At 72.3% G+C, this 14,504-nt stretch carries 14 protein-coding genes; 10 read left to right on the top strand and 4 right to left on the bottom strand.

Features of this window, described 5'->3' with window-relative positions; genetic code table 11:
• Window positions 1-51: 51 nt before the first annotated feature.
• Genes tsaE through tsaD form a run of 4 tightly spaced genes read left to right on the top strand, consistent with a single transcriptional unit; the run spans window position 52 to window position 3,296 of the window.
• Window positions 52-1,029, top strand: coding sequence for a tRNA (adenosine(37)-N6)-threonylcarbamoyltransferase complex ATPase subunit type 1 TsaE (gene tsaE, locus R0145_RS03525; RefSeq protein ID WP_317839033.1), 978 nt, complete (start codon window positions 52-54; stop codon window positions 1,027-1,029).
• The gene (gene tsaB, locus R0145_RS03530) at window positions 1,022-1,717 is read left to right on the top strand and encodes a tRNA (adenosine(37)-N6)-threonylcarbamoyltransferase complex dimerization subunit type 1 TsaB (protein ID WP_317839034.1); all 696 of its coding nucleotides are present in this window, start codon (window positions 1,022-1,024) and stop codon (window positions 1,715-1,717) included. The genes tsaE and tsaB overlap by 8 nt, the downstream gene beginning before the upstream one ends.
• Window positions 1,714-2,238, top strand: coding sequence for an N-acetyltransferase (locus R0145_RS03535; protein ID WP_317839035.1), 525 nt, complete (start codon window positions 1,714-1,716; stop codon window positions 2,236-2,238). Before tsaB ends, R0145_RS03535 begins: the two co-directional genes overlap by 4 nt.
• Window positions 2,235-3,296, top strand: coding sequence for a tRNA (adenosine(37)-N6)-threonylcarbamoyltransferase complex transferase subunit TsaD (gene tsaD / locus R0145_RS03540; RefSeq protein WP_317839036.1), 1,062 nt, complete (start codon window positions 2,235-2,237; stop codon window positions 3,294-3,296). The genes R0145_RS03535 and tsaD overlap by 4 nt, the downstream gene beginning before the upstream one ends.
• A 4-nt stretch (window positions 3,297-3,300) precedes the next feature.
• Here the strand turns inward: tsaD and R0145_RS03545 are convergent, their stop codons facing one another.
• The 3 genes from R0145_RS03545 to R0145_RS03555 all read right to left on the bottom strand — a co-directional run bounded on the left by R0145_RS03545 (window position 3,301) and on the right by R0145_RS03555 (window position 6,071).
• Window positions 3,301-3,669 (bottom strand): nucleotide-binding protein, encoded by a 369-nt coding sequence (locus tag R0145_RS03545; RefSeq protein ID WP_317839037.1) that lies wholly within the window; start codon window positions 3,667-3,669, stop codon window positions 3,301-3,303.
• 39 nt (window positions 3,670-3,708) lie between these two features.
• Window positions 3,709-4,806, bottom strand: coding sequence for a helix-turn-helix domain-containing protein (locus tag R0145_RS03550; protein ID WP_317839038.1), 1,098 nt, complete (start codon window positions 4,804-4,806; stop codon window positions 3,709-3,711).
• Between the two features lie 68 nt (window positions 4,807-4,874).
• Window positions 4,875-6,071 carry an SPFH domain-containing protein gene (locus tag R0145_RS03555; RefSeq protein WP_317839039.1) on the bottom strand — a complete coding sequence of 399 codons (1,197 nt, stop codon included), beginning with the start codon at window positions 6,069-6,071 and terminating at the stop codon, window positions 4,875-4,877.
• A 107-nt stretch (window positions 6,072-6,178) separates the two neighbouring features.
• On the opposite strand from R0145_RS03555, the gene R0145_RS03560 reads away from it, so the two are divergent.
• Together R0145_RS03560 and R0145_RS03565 are read left to right on the top strand one after the other, a co-directional pair.
• Entirely contained in the window at window positions 6,179-7,309 is a 1,131-nt protein-coding gene (locus R0145_RS03560) for a lactate/malate family dehydrogenase (protein ID WP_317839040.1), read from the top strand.
• Entirely contained in the window at window positions 7,302-7,781 is a 480-nt protein-coding gene (locus R0145_RS03565) for a hypothetical protein (RefSeq protein WP_317839041.1), read from the top strand. Before R0145_RS03560 ends, R0145_RS03565 begins: the two co-directional genes overlap by 8 nt.
• Before the next feature lie 8 nt (window positions 7,782-7,789).
• Here R0145_RS03565 and R0145_RS03570 read toward each other — a convergent pair whose 3' ends face one another.
• Window positions 7,790-10,711: a cation-translocating P-type ATPase gene (locus R0145_RS03570; RefSeq protein ID WP_317839042.1), complete on the bottom strand. Its 2,922-nt coding sequence runs from the start codon at window positions 10,709-10,711 to the stop codon at window positions 7,790-7,792.
• A gap of 104 nt (window positions 10,712-10,815) precedes the next feature.
• Between R0145_RS03570 and R0145_RS03575 the strand changes: the two genes are divergently transcribed.
• From R0145_RS03575 to R0145_RS03590, 4 genes are all read left to right on the top strand, one after another.
• A complete protein-coding gene (locus tag R0145_RS03575) occupies window positions 10,816-12,150 on the top strand; it encodes a class I SAM-dependent methyltransferase (RefSeq protein WP_317839043.1) in 1,335 nt (444 codons plus the stop codon).
• A gap of 156 nt (window positions 12,151-12,306) precedes the next feature.
• Window positions 12,307-12,894 (top strand): nitroreductase family protein, encoded by a 588-nt coding sequence (locus tag R0145_RS03580; protein WP_317839044.1) that lies wholly within the window; start codon window positions 12,307-12,309, stop codon window positions 12,892-12,894.
• A gap of 67 nt (window positions 12,895-12,961) precedes the next feature.
• Window positions 12,962-13,225, top strand: coding sequence for a hypothetical protein (locus R0145_RS03585; RefSeq protein WP_317839045.1), 264 nt, complete (start codon window positions 12,962-12,964; stop codon window positions 13,223-13,225).
• 9 nt (window positions 13,226-13,234) lie between these two features.
• Complete coding sequence (locus tag R0145_RS03590; RefSeq protein ID WP_317839046.1) at window positions 13,235-14,494, top strand: MFS transporter; 1,260 nt, start codon at window positions 13,235-13,237, stop codon at window positions 14,492-14,494.
• Window positions 14,495-14,504: the final 10 nt, after the last annotated feature.

Genomic DNA, 14,504 nt, shown 5'->3' on the forward strand with positions numbered 1-14,504 from the left:
CGAGACCGTGCCCCGGCGTCCCGACGTCCGGAGCACCGAGAGGAGTCACGTATGAGTGCTGAGCCCCAGCTCGACCTCGCCCTCGCCGTGGAGTCGGACGCTCCCGCCCTGGTCGAGGTCATCCATGCGGCGTTCGGTGCCCGCCGGGCCGCCGGGCCGCCGCCGGCCGGTCTGCTGGAGACGGCGGCGTCCGTCGCCAAGGCCCTGCGGGACGGATTCGGGATCATCGCGCGGGTCGGCGGCCGGCCCGCCGGGGCCGTCCTGGTGGGTCTCGGGGTGGACGCCTCGACCGACCTGCCTGCGGCGGTGGCGCACTGGCACCGGGTCAGCGTCCACCCGGACTTCCAGCGCCACGGCATCGCGACCGCGATGATCGAGCTGGCCGAGGAGCTGTCCGCACTGCGCGGGTGCACCTTCGCCCAGCTCGGCGTCCGGGTCGAGTTCCCCGAGCTGCTGGCCTGGTGGCGCCGGCTGGGCTACGAGGTGCTCTCCCGCGGTGACCTGCTGCTCCAGGTCGGCCGGGAACTCCCGGTCGCCTTCGAGGTGCCCACCGCCGAGGACATGGTCCGGCTGGGGGAATGGCTGGCCCGGGTCGTCCGTCCCGGCGACCTGATCATCGCCACCGGTGAGCTCGGTGCGGGCAAGACCACCTTCGCCCAGGGCCTCGGTGCCGGGCTCGGCGTCGAGGGCCCGGTGGTCTCGCCGACCTTCGTACTGTCCCGGGTGCACCGGAGCACCGGAGACGGTCCGGCGCTGGTCCACGTCGACGCCTACCGGCTGGGTGACGCCGCCGAACTGGACGACATCGACCTCGACGAGACCGCCGGCGACGCCGTCACCCTGGTCGAGTGGGGCGAGGGGGTCGCCGAGCAGCTCAGCGAGGACCGCCTGCTGCTGTCCATCGAACGCTCCGGCGATCCAGCCGACGAGACCCGGTTCGTGTTCCTCCGCGGCGAGGGCGAGCGCTGGGAACAGCTGCACCGCCAGATCCAAGCCGTTGCACCCACCGGAGGCCTGCTCCATGACTGACCCGTGCGCCGCCGGCACCCCGCTGGTCCTGGCGATCGACACCTCGACCGACATGTGTGTCGGCGTCGCGGCCGGCGACACCGTGCTCGCCACCCGGCGCGACAGCGATCGGCGCGCCCACGTCGAGCACCTCGCCGCCTGGATCCGCGAGGCGCTGGCGGAGGCCGGCGCCGTCCTGGCCGACCTGACCGACATCGTGGTGGGGCTGGGGCCCGGCCCGTTCACCGGCCTGCGGGTCGGCATCGCGACCGCCGAGACGCTCGCCTGGGCGGGGAACACGCCACTGCACCGGGTGTGCAGCCTCGACGTCGTGGCGTACGAGCACGCCCGGCGGGCGACGCCGGCCGGCGACTTCCTGGTCGCCTCCGACGCCCGTCGCAAGGAGCTCTACTGGGCCCGCTACGCCCCCGACGGCACCCGGATCGGCGAGCCGCAGGTGAGCGTCCCGGGTGCCCTGCCCGTCCTGCCCGTCGTCGGTCCCGCCGCCGACCTCTACCCGGCCGTGCACCACGGCCGCCGCGACGAGGGGCCCCGGGCGATCGATCCCGGCCTGCTGGCCCGGGTCGGCCTGCTGCTGCCGTCGGCGGGAGACCGGCCGCTCTATCTGCGCCGACCCGACGCGGTCGCGCCGACCACCCGCAAGTCCGCCCTGGTCAGCCACAAGCGCCTGACGATCGGGCGGGCATGACCGATCGGGCGGGCATGGTCCTGCGCCCGGCCACGGCCGCGGACCTGCTCACGATCCTGGACCTCGAGCGGACCGGGTTCCCACCCCGGGAACAGTGGAGCGAGTCGTCCTGGCGGGCCGAGCTCGACGGGGCCGACCGGATCGTCCTGGTCGCCGCGGACGCCGACCCGGCCGAGTCGACCGTCGACCCGGCCCCCGGTGGTCTGCTCGGGGTGATCACCTTCCTGATCGGTCCCGACACCGCCGACCTGCTGCGGGTCGTGGTGGCGCCGTCGGCCCGGGGCCGTCGCGTCGGCCGTGGCCTGGTGCAGGCCGGCCTGGTCCGGCTGCGGACCCGGGGCATCGGACAGGTCCTCCTCGAGGTGCGTCACGACAACACCCCGGCCCTCGCCCTCTACCGGCGCTGCGGCTTCCGCACGGTGCACACCCGCCCCGACTACTACGGCCCCGGCGCGGACGCCCTGGTGATGGGCGCGCCCGTCGAGTCCGTACGACCCGATCTGGAAGGAAAGAACGCATGACCGGACCGCTCGTCCTCGGCATCGAGTCGTCCTGCGACGAGACCGGTGTCGGCATCGTCCGTGGCACCGAACTGCTCGCCAACGAGGTGGCCAGTTCCGTCGAAGAGCACGTCCGCTTCGGCGGGGTGGTCCCCGAGGTGGCCTCCCGGGCCCACCTGCAGGCGATCGTGCCCGCCCTCGGACGTGCCTTCGCGGCGGCGGGAGTGGCGCCCGACGACCTCGACGGGATCGCTGTCACCTCCGGGCCCGGCCTGATGGGTGCCCTGACGGTCGGCATCGCGGCGGCCAAGGCCCTCTCGCTGGCCTGGAACACGCCGCTCTACGGGGTGAACCACCTGGTCGGCCACGTCGCCGTCGACCTGCTCGAACACGGCCCGCTCGACCCGGCCAGCCCGACGATGGCGCTGCTCGTCTCCGGCGGCCACACCTCGCTGCTGCGGGTCGGCAGCCTGACCGGTGACCTGGAGGAGGTCGGCACCACCATCGACGACGCCGCCGGCGAGGCGTACGACAAGGTGGCCCGGGTGCTCGGCCTGGCCTACCCGGGCGGTCCGGTGATCGACCGCGCCGCCCAGCAGGGCGACCCGCGGGCGATCCGCTTCCCCCGCGGCCTGACCGCCAAGCACGACCTGGACCGGCACCGGTTCGACTTCTCCTTCTCCGGCCTCAAGACCGCCGTCTCCCGGTGGGTCGAGACCGAGCAGGCCGGCGGGCGCGAGATCCCGGTGAACGACGTGGCTGCCTCGTTCCAGGAGGCCGTCGCCGACGTGCTCACCGCGAAGGCCGTCGACGCCTGTGAGTACCACGGCGCGGAGACCCTGCTGCTCGGCGGTGGTGTCGCGGCGAACTCCCGGCTGCGCGGACTGCTGGCGGAGCGTACGGCCGCGGCCGGGATCACCCTGCGGCGTCCCCGGCCAGGGCTGTGCACGGACAACGGCGCAATGATCGCCGTGCTCGGCGCCCAGCTGGTCGAGGCCGGTGCCCGACCGTCGTCGATCCTGCTCGGCGCCGACTCCGGCATGCCCGTCTCCCAGCCGTACGTGGCGCCGGCGGCCTGACGGATCAGAACAGGTCGTTCTGTCGGGCCCAGATCTCGAAGTCCCCAGGGGCGAACGGGAGACGATACTCGCTCGCGAGTAGATCGTCGGCGATCTGGCTGACAAGTTGGACCGTCAGCAGGCCTGCTCGAATGGCGTCCACCATGAGACCCAGAGTGCCTTTGATCGTCACATGGTTGTGCTCCCCCACTCTGCGGGCCGCTCGGTCGTCAATGACTGCGGTGGCACCCTCGGCCTTGGCCAGGGCCAACACGGAGCACTCGCCGAGATTGCGATTGTCCTTACCCACCAAGCTCTGGCTGAACTGGGCGAACAACCGCAACGGGAGTTCTGTATTCAGCTGGCGGACCTCAAGCCAGTCGCAGGCGAGCACCAAGGCAAGGTGTGGGTAGCTCGGGCTGCCTTGACGGAGCTAGATTTCTGAGATCTTGCCTGGAGCGAGAGGCGGCAGGTCGTCGTCCCCGTATGCGCCGTACAGGAGATCGAGGGCCCTGTCCTCAGAGATCAGCTCTCGCTCGTAGAGGCGGAGTACGTCCTGCTGATACGCGATCGGTAGCGCTGGTGGTTCGAGATCATGGGGGACATGGAGCCCCCACTCGACGATGTCGCCCTTCGTTGTGCGGACGGCACGGATGGCTGTCGACTCCTCAGAACCGATGAGATCGAGTTCTCGGAGGCGGCGGGCCAAAGTAGTCATGTCGACCTGGAAACGGCTTCCGGTGAGCACCGCTGCCAGCCGCAGACCTTCGCCCCGGTGGTCTCGCCACGTTGATTCCAGTCCCGTGCCAGGGAGAAGCAACGCCCGTGCGAAGCGATCGAACGCGGCTTCGCGGGTGTCGGCGTCATTGGCTACGGCAACCTGCCAGTCAATGCGGTAGTCGTCCGCCACGAGGTAGTGACACAGTTCGTGGGCGAGCGCCAGTCGCCGGCGGCCGACGGACCGATCACCGTTGATCAGGCTCACCCCACCGTCGGGAAGGAGGATCGTGGCCGCGTCAGCACCCTCCTGCCCCAGATCGAGAGAAAAGGCCAGGAGCCCGAGTGAGGCGACGAGATGCTGCAGGTCGTGCACAGGTTCGTCAGCGGGGAGCCCCAGGAGACCCCGGGCGGTCGCGGCCACGTCGTCGGCCTGCTGAGCGTGGGCGGGCGCGTCCAGCGGTGACGGCGGTGCTGGACGTGAGCGTTGGATCTGGGAGGCAACGAACTCCACATCGCGAACGAGCATTTCGAGGGCCAAGTCGATGGACGGACTGGGAGCGCCCGGCTCGGACAGGTTGCGATGCGACACCATGGCTGGTGGAGAAGCGTTGGTGAACCAGTCCAACCGGAAGTTCAAAGCCTGTGCGATCGCGACCAATTCCAGTGCGGATACGCGACGTGTTCCCGATTCAATCTTCGCGATGGCGGTGCGGCTCAGGTCCGCGGCATGCGCGAGGCGGTCCTGGGTGAGCCCTCGGAGTCCTCGGCCTTCGGCGATGCGTTCTCCGAGGGTGACATCACGGATCTCCATGTGTGCGATTCTAGAACACAGGGGTCCCCGGGGATAGACCCTGGGACCCCTGCGCGACCTGTGGACGGCTACTTGTCGTCGCGCTGCTGCAGGAACTGGTTGACCTGGTCCTGCAGGCGCTGCGGCAGTCGCCCGGCCAGCTGCTCCGCCCGGGCGGCGAGCTCCTCCGCGGTGTTCTGCGCTGTCCCGGCAGCGGCGGTACCCGCCGTCGAGCCGGCGGCCGGAGTGTGTCCTGCGGCGGCCTGGGCCTGGTAGGCGGCCTCCTGCTGGGCGTGGTGGGCGGCGGCTCGCTGTTCGGCGACCCGATGCTGGGCGGCCTCATGATCGGCGCGGGCGTCGCCGTCGCGGCGGGCGTGCTCCGATTCGTAGCTGGTCAGCAGGGACGTTCGGATCTCCTGCGACAGGTCGCCCAGCGCCCCCGGGTTCGACGGCAGCAGCAGCACGTTGGAGCGGCCGTTGCGGGCGACGTCCTGCAGGGTGTCGAAGTACTGGGTCATCAGCAGCAACTGCTCGGCGGTGTCCTCGATGCCGGCCTCACGCAGCATCTCGTACTGCTCGGCGATGCCCATCGCGATCGCCTTGCGCTGGGCGGCGACGCCCTCGCCCTGCAGCCGCTTGGACTCGGCCTCGGCCTGGGCCTGGGTGACCCGCTTGATCTTGTCCGCCTCGGCCAGTGACTGGGCGGCGTCGCGTTCGCGCTGGGCGGCGTTGATCGAGTTCATCGAGTCACGCACCCGCGGGTCGGGGGAGATGTCGGTGACCAGCGTGTTGACGATCCGGAACCCGTACTCCGCCATCGACTGGGAGAGCCGCTGCTCCACGGTGGTGGCGATGTCGTCCTTCGACTCGAACGCGGTGTCCAGGGTCAGTCCGGACAGCGCTGAGCGGACGGTGTCGAACACGTACGACCGGATCTGGTCCTCCGGGTCGGAGAGCTTGTAGTAGGCGTCGACGACGGCGTGCTGGTCGATGACGTACTGCACGGCGACCGGGATCGTCACGAAGACGTTGTCCTTGGTCTTGGTCTCGATGTTGACCTCGAGCTGGCGCACCCGCAGCGAGATCGGCTTCGTCGTGGTCTCGATGAACGGGATCTTCATGTTGAGGCCGGCGCCGGCGACCTTCTGGAACTTGCCGAACCGCTCGACGAGCACGTTCTCCTGGGTGTGGACGGTGAAGAAGATGCTGGTCCGCAGGCCGCCGAAGAGCAGGCCGGCCACCACCAGCACCACGATGACGATGAGCAGGATCTCGAAGCCGGGCATGGGCGCCTTTCCGGTCGTGGGGATCCCGCAGGGACCGCCCAGAGTGATCGCCCTCACCCTATGGGATGACGGGGCCACTCGGGCCGGCGGCCCGGAACGCTCGCAACATGTTCGACACCCTGGCTCCGTACGCTCGGAACATGGACGTCGCGGTGATCGGGGCCACCGGTGCGGTGGGACGGCAGGTGTGCACCCAGCTGATCGAGCGCCGCGCGCTGCCCACCACCGCGCGACTCCAGCTGGTCGGTCGGCGCGGCGGCTCGTCAGCGGCGGCGACGCACGGCTACCGGGCCGACCTGATCGATGCGTACGACGAGATCGCGCCGCTGTTCGACGTGGCGCTGGATCCCGACGAGGTGGTCGCCGACGTCATCGTGGTGGCCTCCGGGGCGACGCTGGGCACGAAGCCGGGCCAACCGGTCGACCGGGCGGCGCTGGCGCGCGCCAATCACGCGATGTTCGCGGCGTACGCCGAGGCTCTGGCCGAGCACGGTTCGGGGGACGAGGTGGTCATCGTGGTCACCAACCCGGTCGAGCTGGGGGTGGCGACGATGGCCGCCCGGCTCGGCCGACACCGGGTGATCGGGATGGGCGCCTGGCTCGACACCCTGCGGTTCCGTCGGGAGATCGCCCACAGCCTGGGGGTGCGCCGCCAGCGGATCGGTGGGTTCATCGCCGGTCAGCACGGCGACGATGCGGTGCCGCTGTGGTCCTCGGTGCGGATCCGCGGGCTGGTCGAGGGGGAGCGGGACCGTACCGTCGCCGGGCTGCGCGCCGGCCGTGACCTGGCCGGTTTCCCGGCGGAGATCGCCGCGGCGCAGGCCGAGCTGCTCGCCCAGCAGGACAGCGGACGGGCGTTCGCGATGGTCGAGGCGTGGCCGCCGGACCTGCGGACGGTCACCCGGCCCTGGCTGACCCACCAGTCGGGTGCACGGACGGCCGTCGGGACCGCCAACGCCACGGTGGACCTGATCTCCGCCCTGGCGGACGGCCGCGAGATCGTGACCGCCGGGCAGGTCGCGCTGGCGGGGGAGACCCGGGTGGCAGGTCGGCCGGTGCACGGGGTGCTCGGTGTGCCCGTCGTGCTGGGACCGGAGGGGTGGGGCGAGGTGCTGCTCGGTGACCTGCCGCCCGACGAGGATGCCCTGCTGGCCGGTGCGGCCCGGCGGATCGCCGCGACGGTCGCGCCGTACGTTCCGGCGGGGCCGTACGTTCCGGAAGGGGAGTCGGATGAGTGAACCGGTGGCGGACCCGTCGGCGCCGCGGTCCTGGGTGGCGCTGGTCCAGTGCCTGGACCAGCCGGGGGCGTTGATGGCGCTCGCCTCGGTGTTCGCCGAGCGTGGCGTCAACTTCAGTTCCCTCGCCACCGGCGCGCTCGACGGGCGCCCGGGGACGATCGCCCTCACCTTCGACGCCTCCGAGCGTCGGTGCCAGCTGCTCCGCCGGGCCGCCGAACGCCTCACCGTCGTCCGGTCCCTGGTGCTGCGCCCCTTCGACGATCCCGGCGCCCGCGCCGCCGGAGTGGTCCGGATGCCGCCCGGGACGGCCTTCCGGCCACCGGACGATCTGGACGTGGTCTGGTCCGGCGATTCCGCGGCTGGCGAGCCGGTGCTGGTGGAGGGCACTCTGGCCGACGTGGCGGCGGTCGCGTCGGCGGCGCGGGAGGCGGGCGCGCTGACCATCGGCACGGTGGTCTCCGAGGTCCGCTGACCCGGGCATCACCGCCGTCGGTCGGCGGCCCGCAGGATCGCCTTGCGGATCTCGTTGGCCCACAGCACCACCGACGCCATCGCCGCGCACACCAGCCACTGCTGCAGGGTCAACGGGGCGGTGCTGAAGGCGGCCTGCAGGAACGGCACCTCCACCACGAGGACCTGCAGCACTGCCACCGCACCGATCGACGCCCACAGCCACCGGTTGGCGAAGAGCCGGTGGAAGGCCGACACGGTCTCCGAGCGCGAGCTCAGCGCGTTGAACAGCTGGGCGAACACCAGGGTGGTGAACGCCGCGGTCTGCGCCTCGACGTACGTGTGGCTGCCGGGCACCAGCCCGCCGGGCAGCCACAGGTCGATCGTCAGCAGGGTGACCAGGCCCATCACCGCCCCGACCAGCCCGATGCCGAGCCACATCCGCCGGTCGATCACCCGCTCGCGAGGGTCGCGCGGAGGGTCGGCCATCACGTCGTCGATCTGCGGATCCACCCCCATCGCCAGAGCGGGCGCCGAATCGGTCACCAGATTGATCCAGAGGATCTGGGTGGCGAGCAGCGGCAGTGCCAGCCCACCGGGCACCTCGTGGACCAGACCGAGGGGTGCGGCCAGCAGCACACCGAGGAAGATCGTGCAGACCTCGCCCATGTTGGAGCTCAGCAGGTAGCGCAGGAACTTCTTGATGTTGGCGAAGATCACCCGGCCCTGCTCGACGGCCTCCACGATGGTCGCGAAGTTGTCGTCGGCGAGGATCATCCGGGCCGCCTCCTTGGTGACCTCGGTGCCGGCCCGGCCCATCGCGATGCCGATATCGGCGGCCTTCAGCGCCGGGGCGTCGTTGACGCCGTCGCCGGTCATCGCCACGATCCGGCCGTCGTCCTGGAGCGCGTCGACGATCCGCAGCTTGTGCTCCGGGGCGACCCGGGCGTACACCGATACCTCGCGGGTCGCCGCCCGGAACTCCTCGTCGGTCAGCTCGTCCAACTGCCCGCCGCTGAGTGCCCGGCCGTCCGGGGAGATGATGCCGAGGTCGGCGCCGATCCGGGCCGCGGTGCTGGGGTGGTCGCCGGTGATCATGATCGTCCGGATCCCGGCCCGGTGCGCCTGCCGGATCGCCGCCTCCGCCTCGGGCCGTGGTGGGTCGATGATCGCGACCATCCCGACATAGGTGAGGTGCTCCTCGGCAGACTCGTCCAGGCTCTCGGCATCCGCCCAGCCGGTCGCCCCGTCCGGGATGGGCCCGGCGGCGGCCGCCTCCTCCGGCGCCGTTTCCTCCGGTGTCGGTGCCGAGGCTGCCGGCGCCTCGCGGTAGGCGACGCCGAGCGTCCGGTAGGCCTGCGAGGACAGTTCCTCGACCTGGTCGAGGATGTCTCGGCGGGTCGCCTCGTCCAGTGGACGCACCCGGTCGCCGATCAGGTGGCTGTCGCAGCGGTCCAGCAGCACGTCCGGGGCGCCCTTGCTCAGCAGCCGGGTCTGCCCGCGATGGCTGTGCAGGGTGGACATCATCTTCCGCTCGGAGGTGAACGGGACCTCGGCCAGCCGCTCGTACTCGCTGAGGTCGTGCTCGGGGCCCTCCAGCTTGCGCGCGGCGACGAGGAACGCCGCCTCGGTGGGATCGCCCTGGATCGACCATGCCCCGTCCTGTTCGGTCAGCTGGGCATCGTTGGCCAGCGATCCCTGCCGCAGCAACGTACGGGCCTCGGTCAGCAGTGGCCCGTCCGCCGCCGGCGTCCCGAGCGGGCGACCCTCGTGGCTGGCCTCACCCTCGGGCCGGTACCCGATGCCGGACAGCTCGACCGTGCCCGAGGCGGTCACCAGTCGCTGGATCGTCATCTCGTTGCGGGTCAGCGTGCCGGTCTTGTCCGAGCAGATCACCGACGCCGACCCGAGGGTCTCCACCGACGACAGCTGTTTGACGACGGCGCGGTGCCGGGCGAGCTGCTGGACCCCGATCGCCAGCACCACCGACAGGATCGCCGGGAGCCCCTCCGGCACGGCGGCCACCGCGAGGGACACACCGAGCAGCAGCACGTCGACCAGCGCGGCCGGGGTGCGGACGTCGTTGACCAGGACGATGGTCACCATCACCACGACGGCGATGCCGATGACGATCCGGCCGAGAGCGCGCGAGACGTGCGCGATCTCCCGGTCCAGCGGGGTCTCGGCATCCTCGGTGCGGTCGAGCAGCCCGGCGATGGCGCCCATCTCGGTGTCCATGCCGGTGGCGGTGACGACGGCCCGCCCGACACCGCGGGCGACCGCGGTGCCCTTGTAGGCCATGTTCAGCCGGTCGCCGAGCGGTACGGGGGCGGTCAGCACGGCCGGGTGCTTCTCGACCGCCTGGGACTCGCCGGTGAGGGAGGACTCCTGGATCCGCAGCGCGGCACCGGTGAGCAGCCGGGCGTCGGCGCCGACGGTGTCCCCCTCGGAGAGCAGCAAGACGTCCCCCGGGACCAGGTCGGCGGACGGCACCGTCTGCCGGCGTCCGTCCCGGAGCACCTCCGACCGGGCCGCGGTCATCGTCCGCAGCGCGGCGACCGCGTCCACCGCCCTGCGCTCCTGGACGAAGCCGATGACCGCGTTGACCAGCAGGATCGTGACGATGACCAGGGCGTCGACAGGGACGCCGGTGGCGCCCTCGACCAGCCAGGCGAGGACCGAGATCGCCACCGCCACCAGCAGCAGATAGACCAGCGGATCCTGGAACTGGCGCAGCAACCGGTGCCAGCCGGGTTCCGGCGGGGTGCTGCGCAGTTCGTTGGGGCCGTACGTCGCCAGCCGATCGGCGGCCTCGGCGTCGGACAACCCCTGCTCGGGGTCAACCCGCAGGGCGGCGGCGATCGCGGCGGCGGGCCGCAGCGTGGGATCGCCCAGTCGCGGTGCGGCCTCACCTGCGGGACGGGCGGAAACGGGACGGGCGTCCGTGGCCACGTCTTCAGGGTAACGGTGCGGCGGGTCGGGGTTTCGGCGTGGGGTGACGGTGCGGCGGTCGGGCGACGGCGCGGCGGATCGGTCCTCGGTCGCACAATGGGGCGATGGACGGGAACGAGCGGACGGACGGGACCGAGGGTCCGGTGGCCGACATCACCTGGTTGGGGACGCCGGAGGGACACCGGGCGATCGCCGAGGCCGGGGCGCTGCCGGACACTGAGGCCCCCGGTGCGGTGGCGCGGCTGCGGGCCCGGTACGGCGGACATGCCGCCGCCGCGCTCACCCAGGTCGCGCTGCGGCGGGCGGCCCGGGTGAAGTTCGGCGCGGACGCCGAACGCTGGCTCTACACCCGGGCCGGGCTGGAGCAGGCGACCCGGCCGGCCGTCGCTGCCCATCGCGCCGCCACGTACGCCGCCGCCGGGGCCCGCACGGTGCTCGACCTCGGCTGCGGCATCGGGACCGATGCCCGGGCCTTCCTCGACGCCGGTCTGGACGTCGTCGCGGTGGAGCTCGACCCGGTCACCGCCGCCGTGGCCGCGGCGAACCTCGCTCCCGCCGTCGCGGCCGGCCGGGCCCGAGTGGTGACCGGTGACGCCACCGCGCTGCTCGACGGGCTGTGGTCGCCCGGCGTGTCGGTGTTCGCCGATCCGGCCCGCCGGACCGGGGCCGGGCGGACCTGGAACCCGGCCGACTTCACCCCGCCGTGGGACTGGGCGGTCGGGCTGCTGGACCGGGCCGCCGCGACGGGTGGCGTGGGGTGCCTGAAGCTGGGGCCCGGACTGCCGTACCGGCTGATCCCCGAGGGGGTGGCAGCCGAGTGGGTGAGCCATCGCGGTGATCTGGTCGAGGTCGCGCTCTGGGCGGGTGCCGGCGCCGGCCTGCCCGCCGCCGGCACCCGGACCGCCACCCTGCTCGACGACGCCGGCGCCGTCCATCGCCTCGTCGCCACCGACACGACGGTGCCGGGCCGGGAACCCGCCGTCGGGACCGTGCTGTGGGAACCCGACCCGGCCGTCATCCGGGCGGGGGCGGTGGACACCCTGGCCGCCCTGCTCGGCGCGGGCCGGGTCGCCGAGGAGATCGCCTACCTGGTCGGCGATCCGGCCGAGCCGGCCGATGCCGGTGCCCCGCCGGCCGGTGCCGGTGCCCCGCCGGCCGATGCCGGGGTCGAGCCGACGGCGTTCGCGACGGCCTTCCGGATCCTCGAGGTGCTGCCGGCCAGGGAGAAGGTGCTGCGGGCCTGGGTCCGCGAGCGTCGGGTCGGTCGGCTCGAGATCAAGAAGCGCGGCGTCGACACCGATCCGGCCGCCCTGCGCCGCCGGCTGCGGCCGTCCGGCCCGTACGCCGCCACCCTCGTGCTCACCCCGACGCCGGATGGCGCCAGGGCCCTGGTGGTGGAACGGGCGGAACGTACGTCACCCCCGCCGTCGCGCAGCTGACGGACCAGGTGCTGACGGACCCACCGGCCCCGGGTGAGCGGCGGCGTCACCTGGCGAGATGACCGGCGGTGGGGGTACCGACGGTTGCTACTCTCGCCACGTCAATGATCACAGTTTCAACGACTGTGCAGTCGTCGATCCAGAGGTGGAGCCCCCATGACCACGACCGTGCGCGCGCCGCGCAATGCCACGTCCGTCCCGATCCACGCCCCGCTCGCCGACCGGTGGAGCCCGCGGGGATTCGATGCCGACTACGTCGTCTCCGAGGAGGACCTGAAGGCCCTCGGTGAGGCTGCCCGCTGGGCACCGTCGGCGAGCAACCTCCAGCCGACCCGCTTCATCGTCGCCGCCCGCGGGACCGAGACCTTCGACAAGATCCTCTCCGCCCTGATGGACTTCAACCAGGCCTGGACCCCCCGCGCCTCGCTGCTGATCGTCGCCGTCGCCGAACTCGAGCGGGACGGCAAGCGGCTGCGGTGGGCCGAGTACGACTTAGGCCAGGCCGTCGCGCACCTCAGCGTGGAGGCCCAGTCCCGCGGGCTGCACGTCCGGCAGATGGGCGGGTTCCACGTCGACGCGCTCCGCGAGACCTTCGACCTGGGACCCGCACTGGAGCCGGTCAGTGTCGTGGCCGTCGGCAAGGCGGCCGCCGGTGACGACCTGCCGGAGAGCATCCGGCAGCGGGATGCCGCTCCGCGGACGCGTCGGGCGCTCGACGAGCTGACCATCGTCCGCGACGCCTGAGGCCCGGAGCCTTGTCGTTTCGCCGGGGCTGCCGTCCGGGAGGGGCCTGGTCCCCTACGATGCGGGCATGACTGTGGACCTCAGCGTCGAGATCGAGGAATCCGACGTCGCGACTCTCTCGCTGATTGCCGCCGCCGGCGGCCGCACCATCGAGGCGTACGTCACGGGACTCGTCCACACCGAGGCGGTCCGGCTGCGGCAGGCGGAGGCGTTCAGCCGGCTCGCGGATCGACGGCTCGCGGTCCAGGACACCTGGTTCCCATCCGTGGTAGCGGACGACGAGCAGGATGGTCGTGGAACGGGGTCGGCGGAGGACCAGGTCGACGACTAGCCTCCTGGTGTGAGCGAGAACACAGAAAACGATCTGGTGGCGACCGATCCGGGGGACCCGCGCCGGGTAGGCCCGGTGGCGACCGGCATCGTCGGGCCGACGCTGGCGCTGGTCGCCGTGGTCCTGGTCGCCGCTGCCCTCCGCCCCGGCGCCACCTCGGTGGGACCGGTGATGGCCGAGTTGCGCCATCAGTTCGGTCTCAACGGCGCGGTGGCCGGCCTGCTCACCGCCCTGCCGGGGCTGACGTTCGGGGCGATCGGCGCCCTGGCGGTGGCGCTGGCGCGCCGGATCGGCCTCACCGCGGGGGTGTTCACCGGTCTGGTGCTGATCGCCCTGGGGTTCCTGTTGCGGACGTTCACCGGGTCGACCGCCGCGTTCCTCGCCTGCACACTGATCGGCCTGGCCGGCATGGCGCTGGGCAACGTGCTGGTGCCCGCGTGGATCAAGCGGCATGGCGGGGGCGCCGTCACCCGGCTGATGACCGCGTACAGCGTCACCCTGCTGATCGGCGCCGCGGCCGCCTCGATTCTCGCTGCCCCGCTGGTGCGGGTCGCGCCCGGCGGCTGGCGGGCGGCGCTCGGCGTGTGGGGCCTCGCGGCGGGGATCGGTCTGCTGCCGTGGCTCGTCCTCACCCTCCGGGAACGACGGGACCGGGCCGACCGGGCCGGCGCGCCGATCCTGCCGCCGAGCGGGTCCCTGCTGCGGTCGCCGACCGCGCTGGCGCTGTCGCTGTTCTTCGGGATGCAGGCGCTCAACGCGTACGCCCAGTTCGGCTGGCTGCCGCAGATCTATCGGGATGCGGGACTGTCGGGGGAGGCGGCCGGCGCACTGCTGGGGCTGATCTCCCTGCTGGGGATCGTCGGCGGCTTCCTGATGCCGGTCTGGGTGGAGCGCTCGGCGGACCTGACGGCGGGGATCGTCGGCTTCGGCGTGCTCACGGTGGGCGGCTACGTCGGCCTGTGGCTGGCCCCGGCCGCGGTGCCGTGGCTGTGGGCGGGCTTGCTGGGCCTGGGCGGTTGGGCGTTCACTGCGGCGATCGCGATGATCACCGCCCGGACACACAACCCGCACGTGACGGCCCGGGTGTCGGGATTCGCCCAACCGGTCGGCTACGTACTGGCCGGTCTCGGGCCGCTGTTGGTCGGCGTGCTCTACCAGGTGACTCACGGCTGGACCGCGGTGCTGGCGCTGTTGGTCGGCACCGCCGTGGTGATGACGGTCGCCGGCCTGCGGCTCGCCCGGCCGACGTACGTCGACGACGAGATCTGACCGCGGCGGA

It is taken from the genome of Raineyella sp. W15-4 (assembly GCF_033170155.1).
Classification (GTDB): domain Bacteria; phylum Actinomycetota; class Actinomycetes; order Propionibacteriales; family Propionibacteriaceae; genus Raineyella.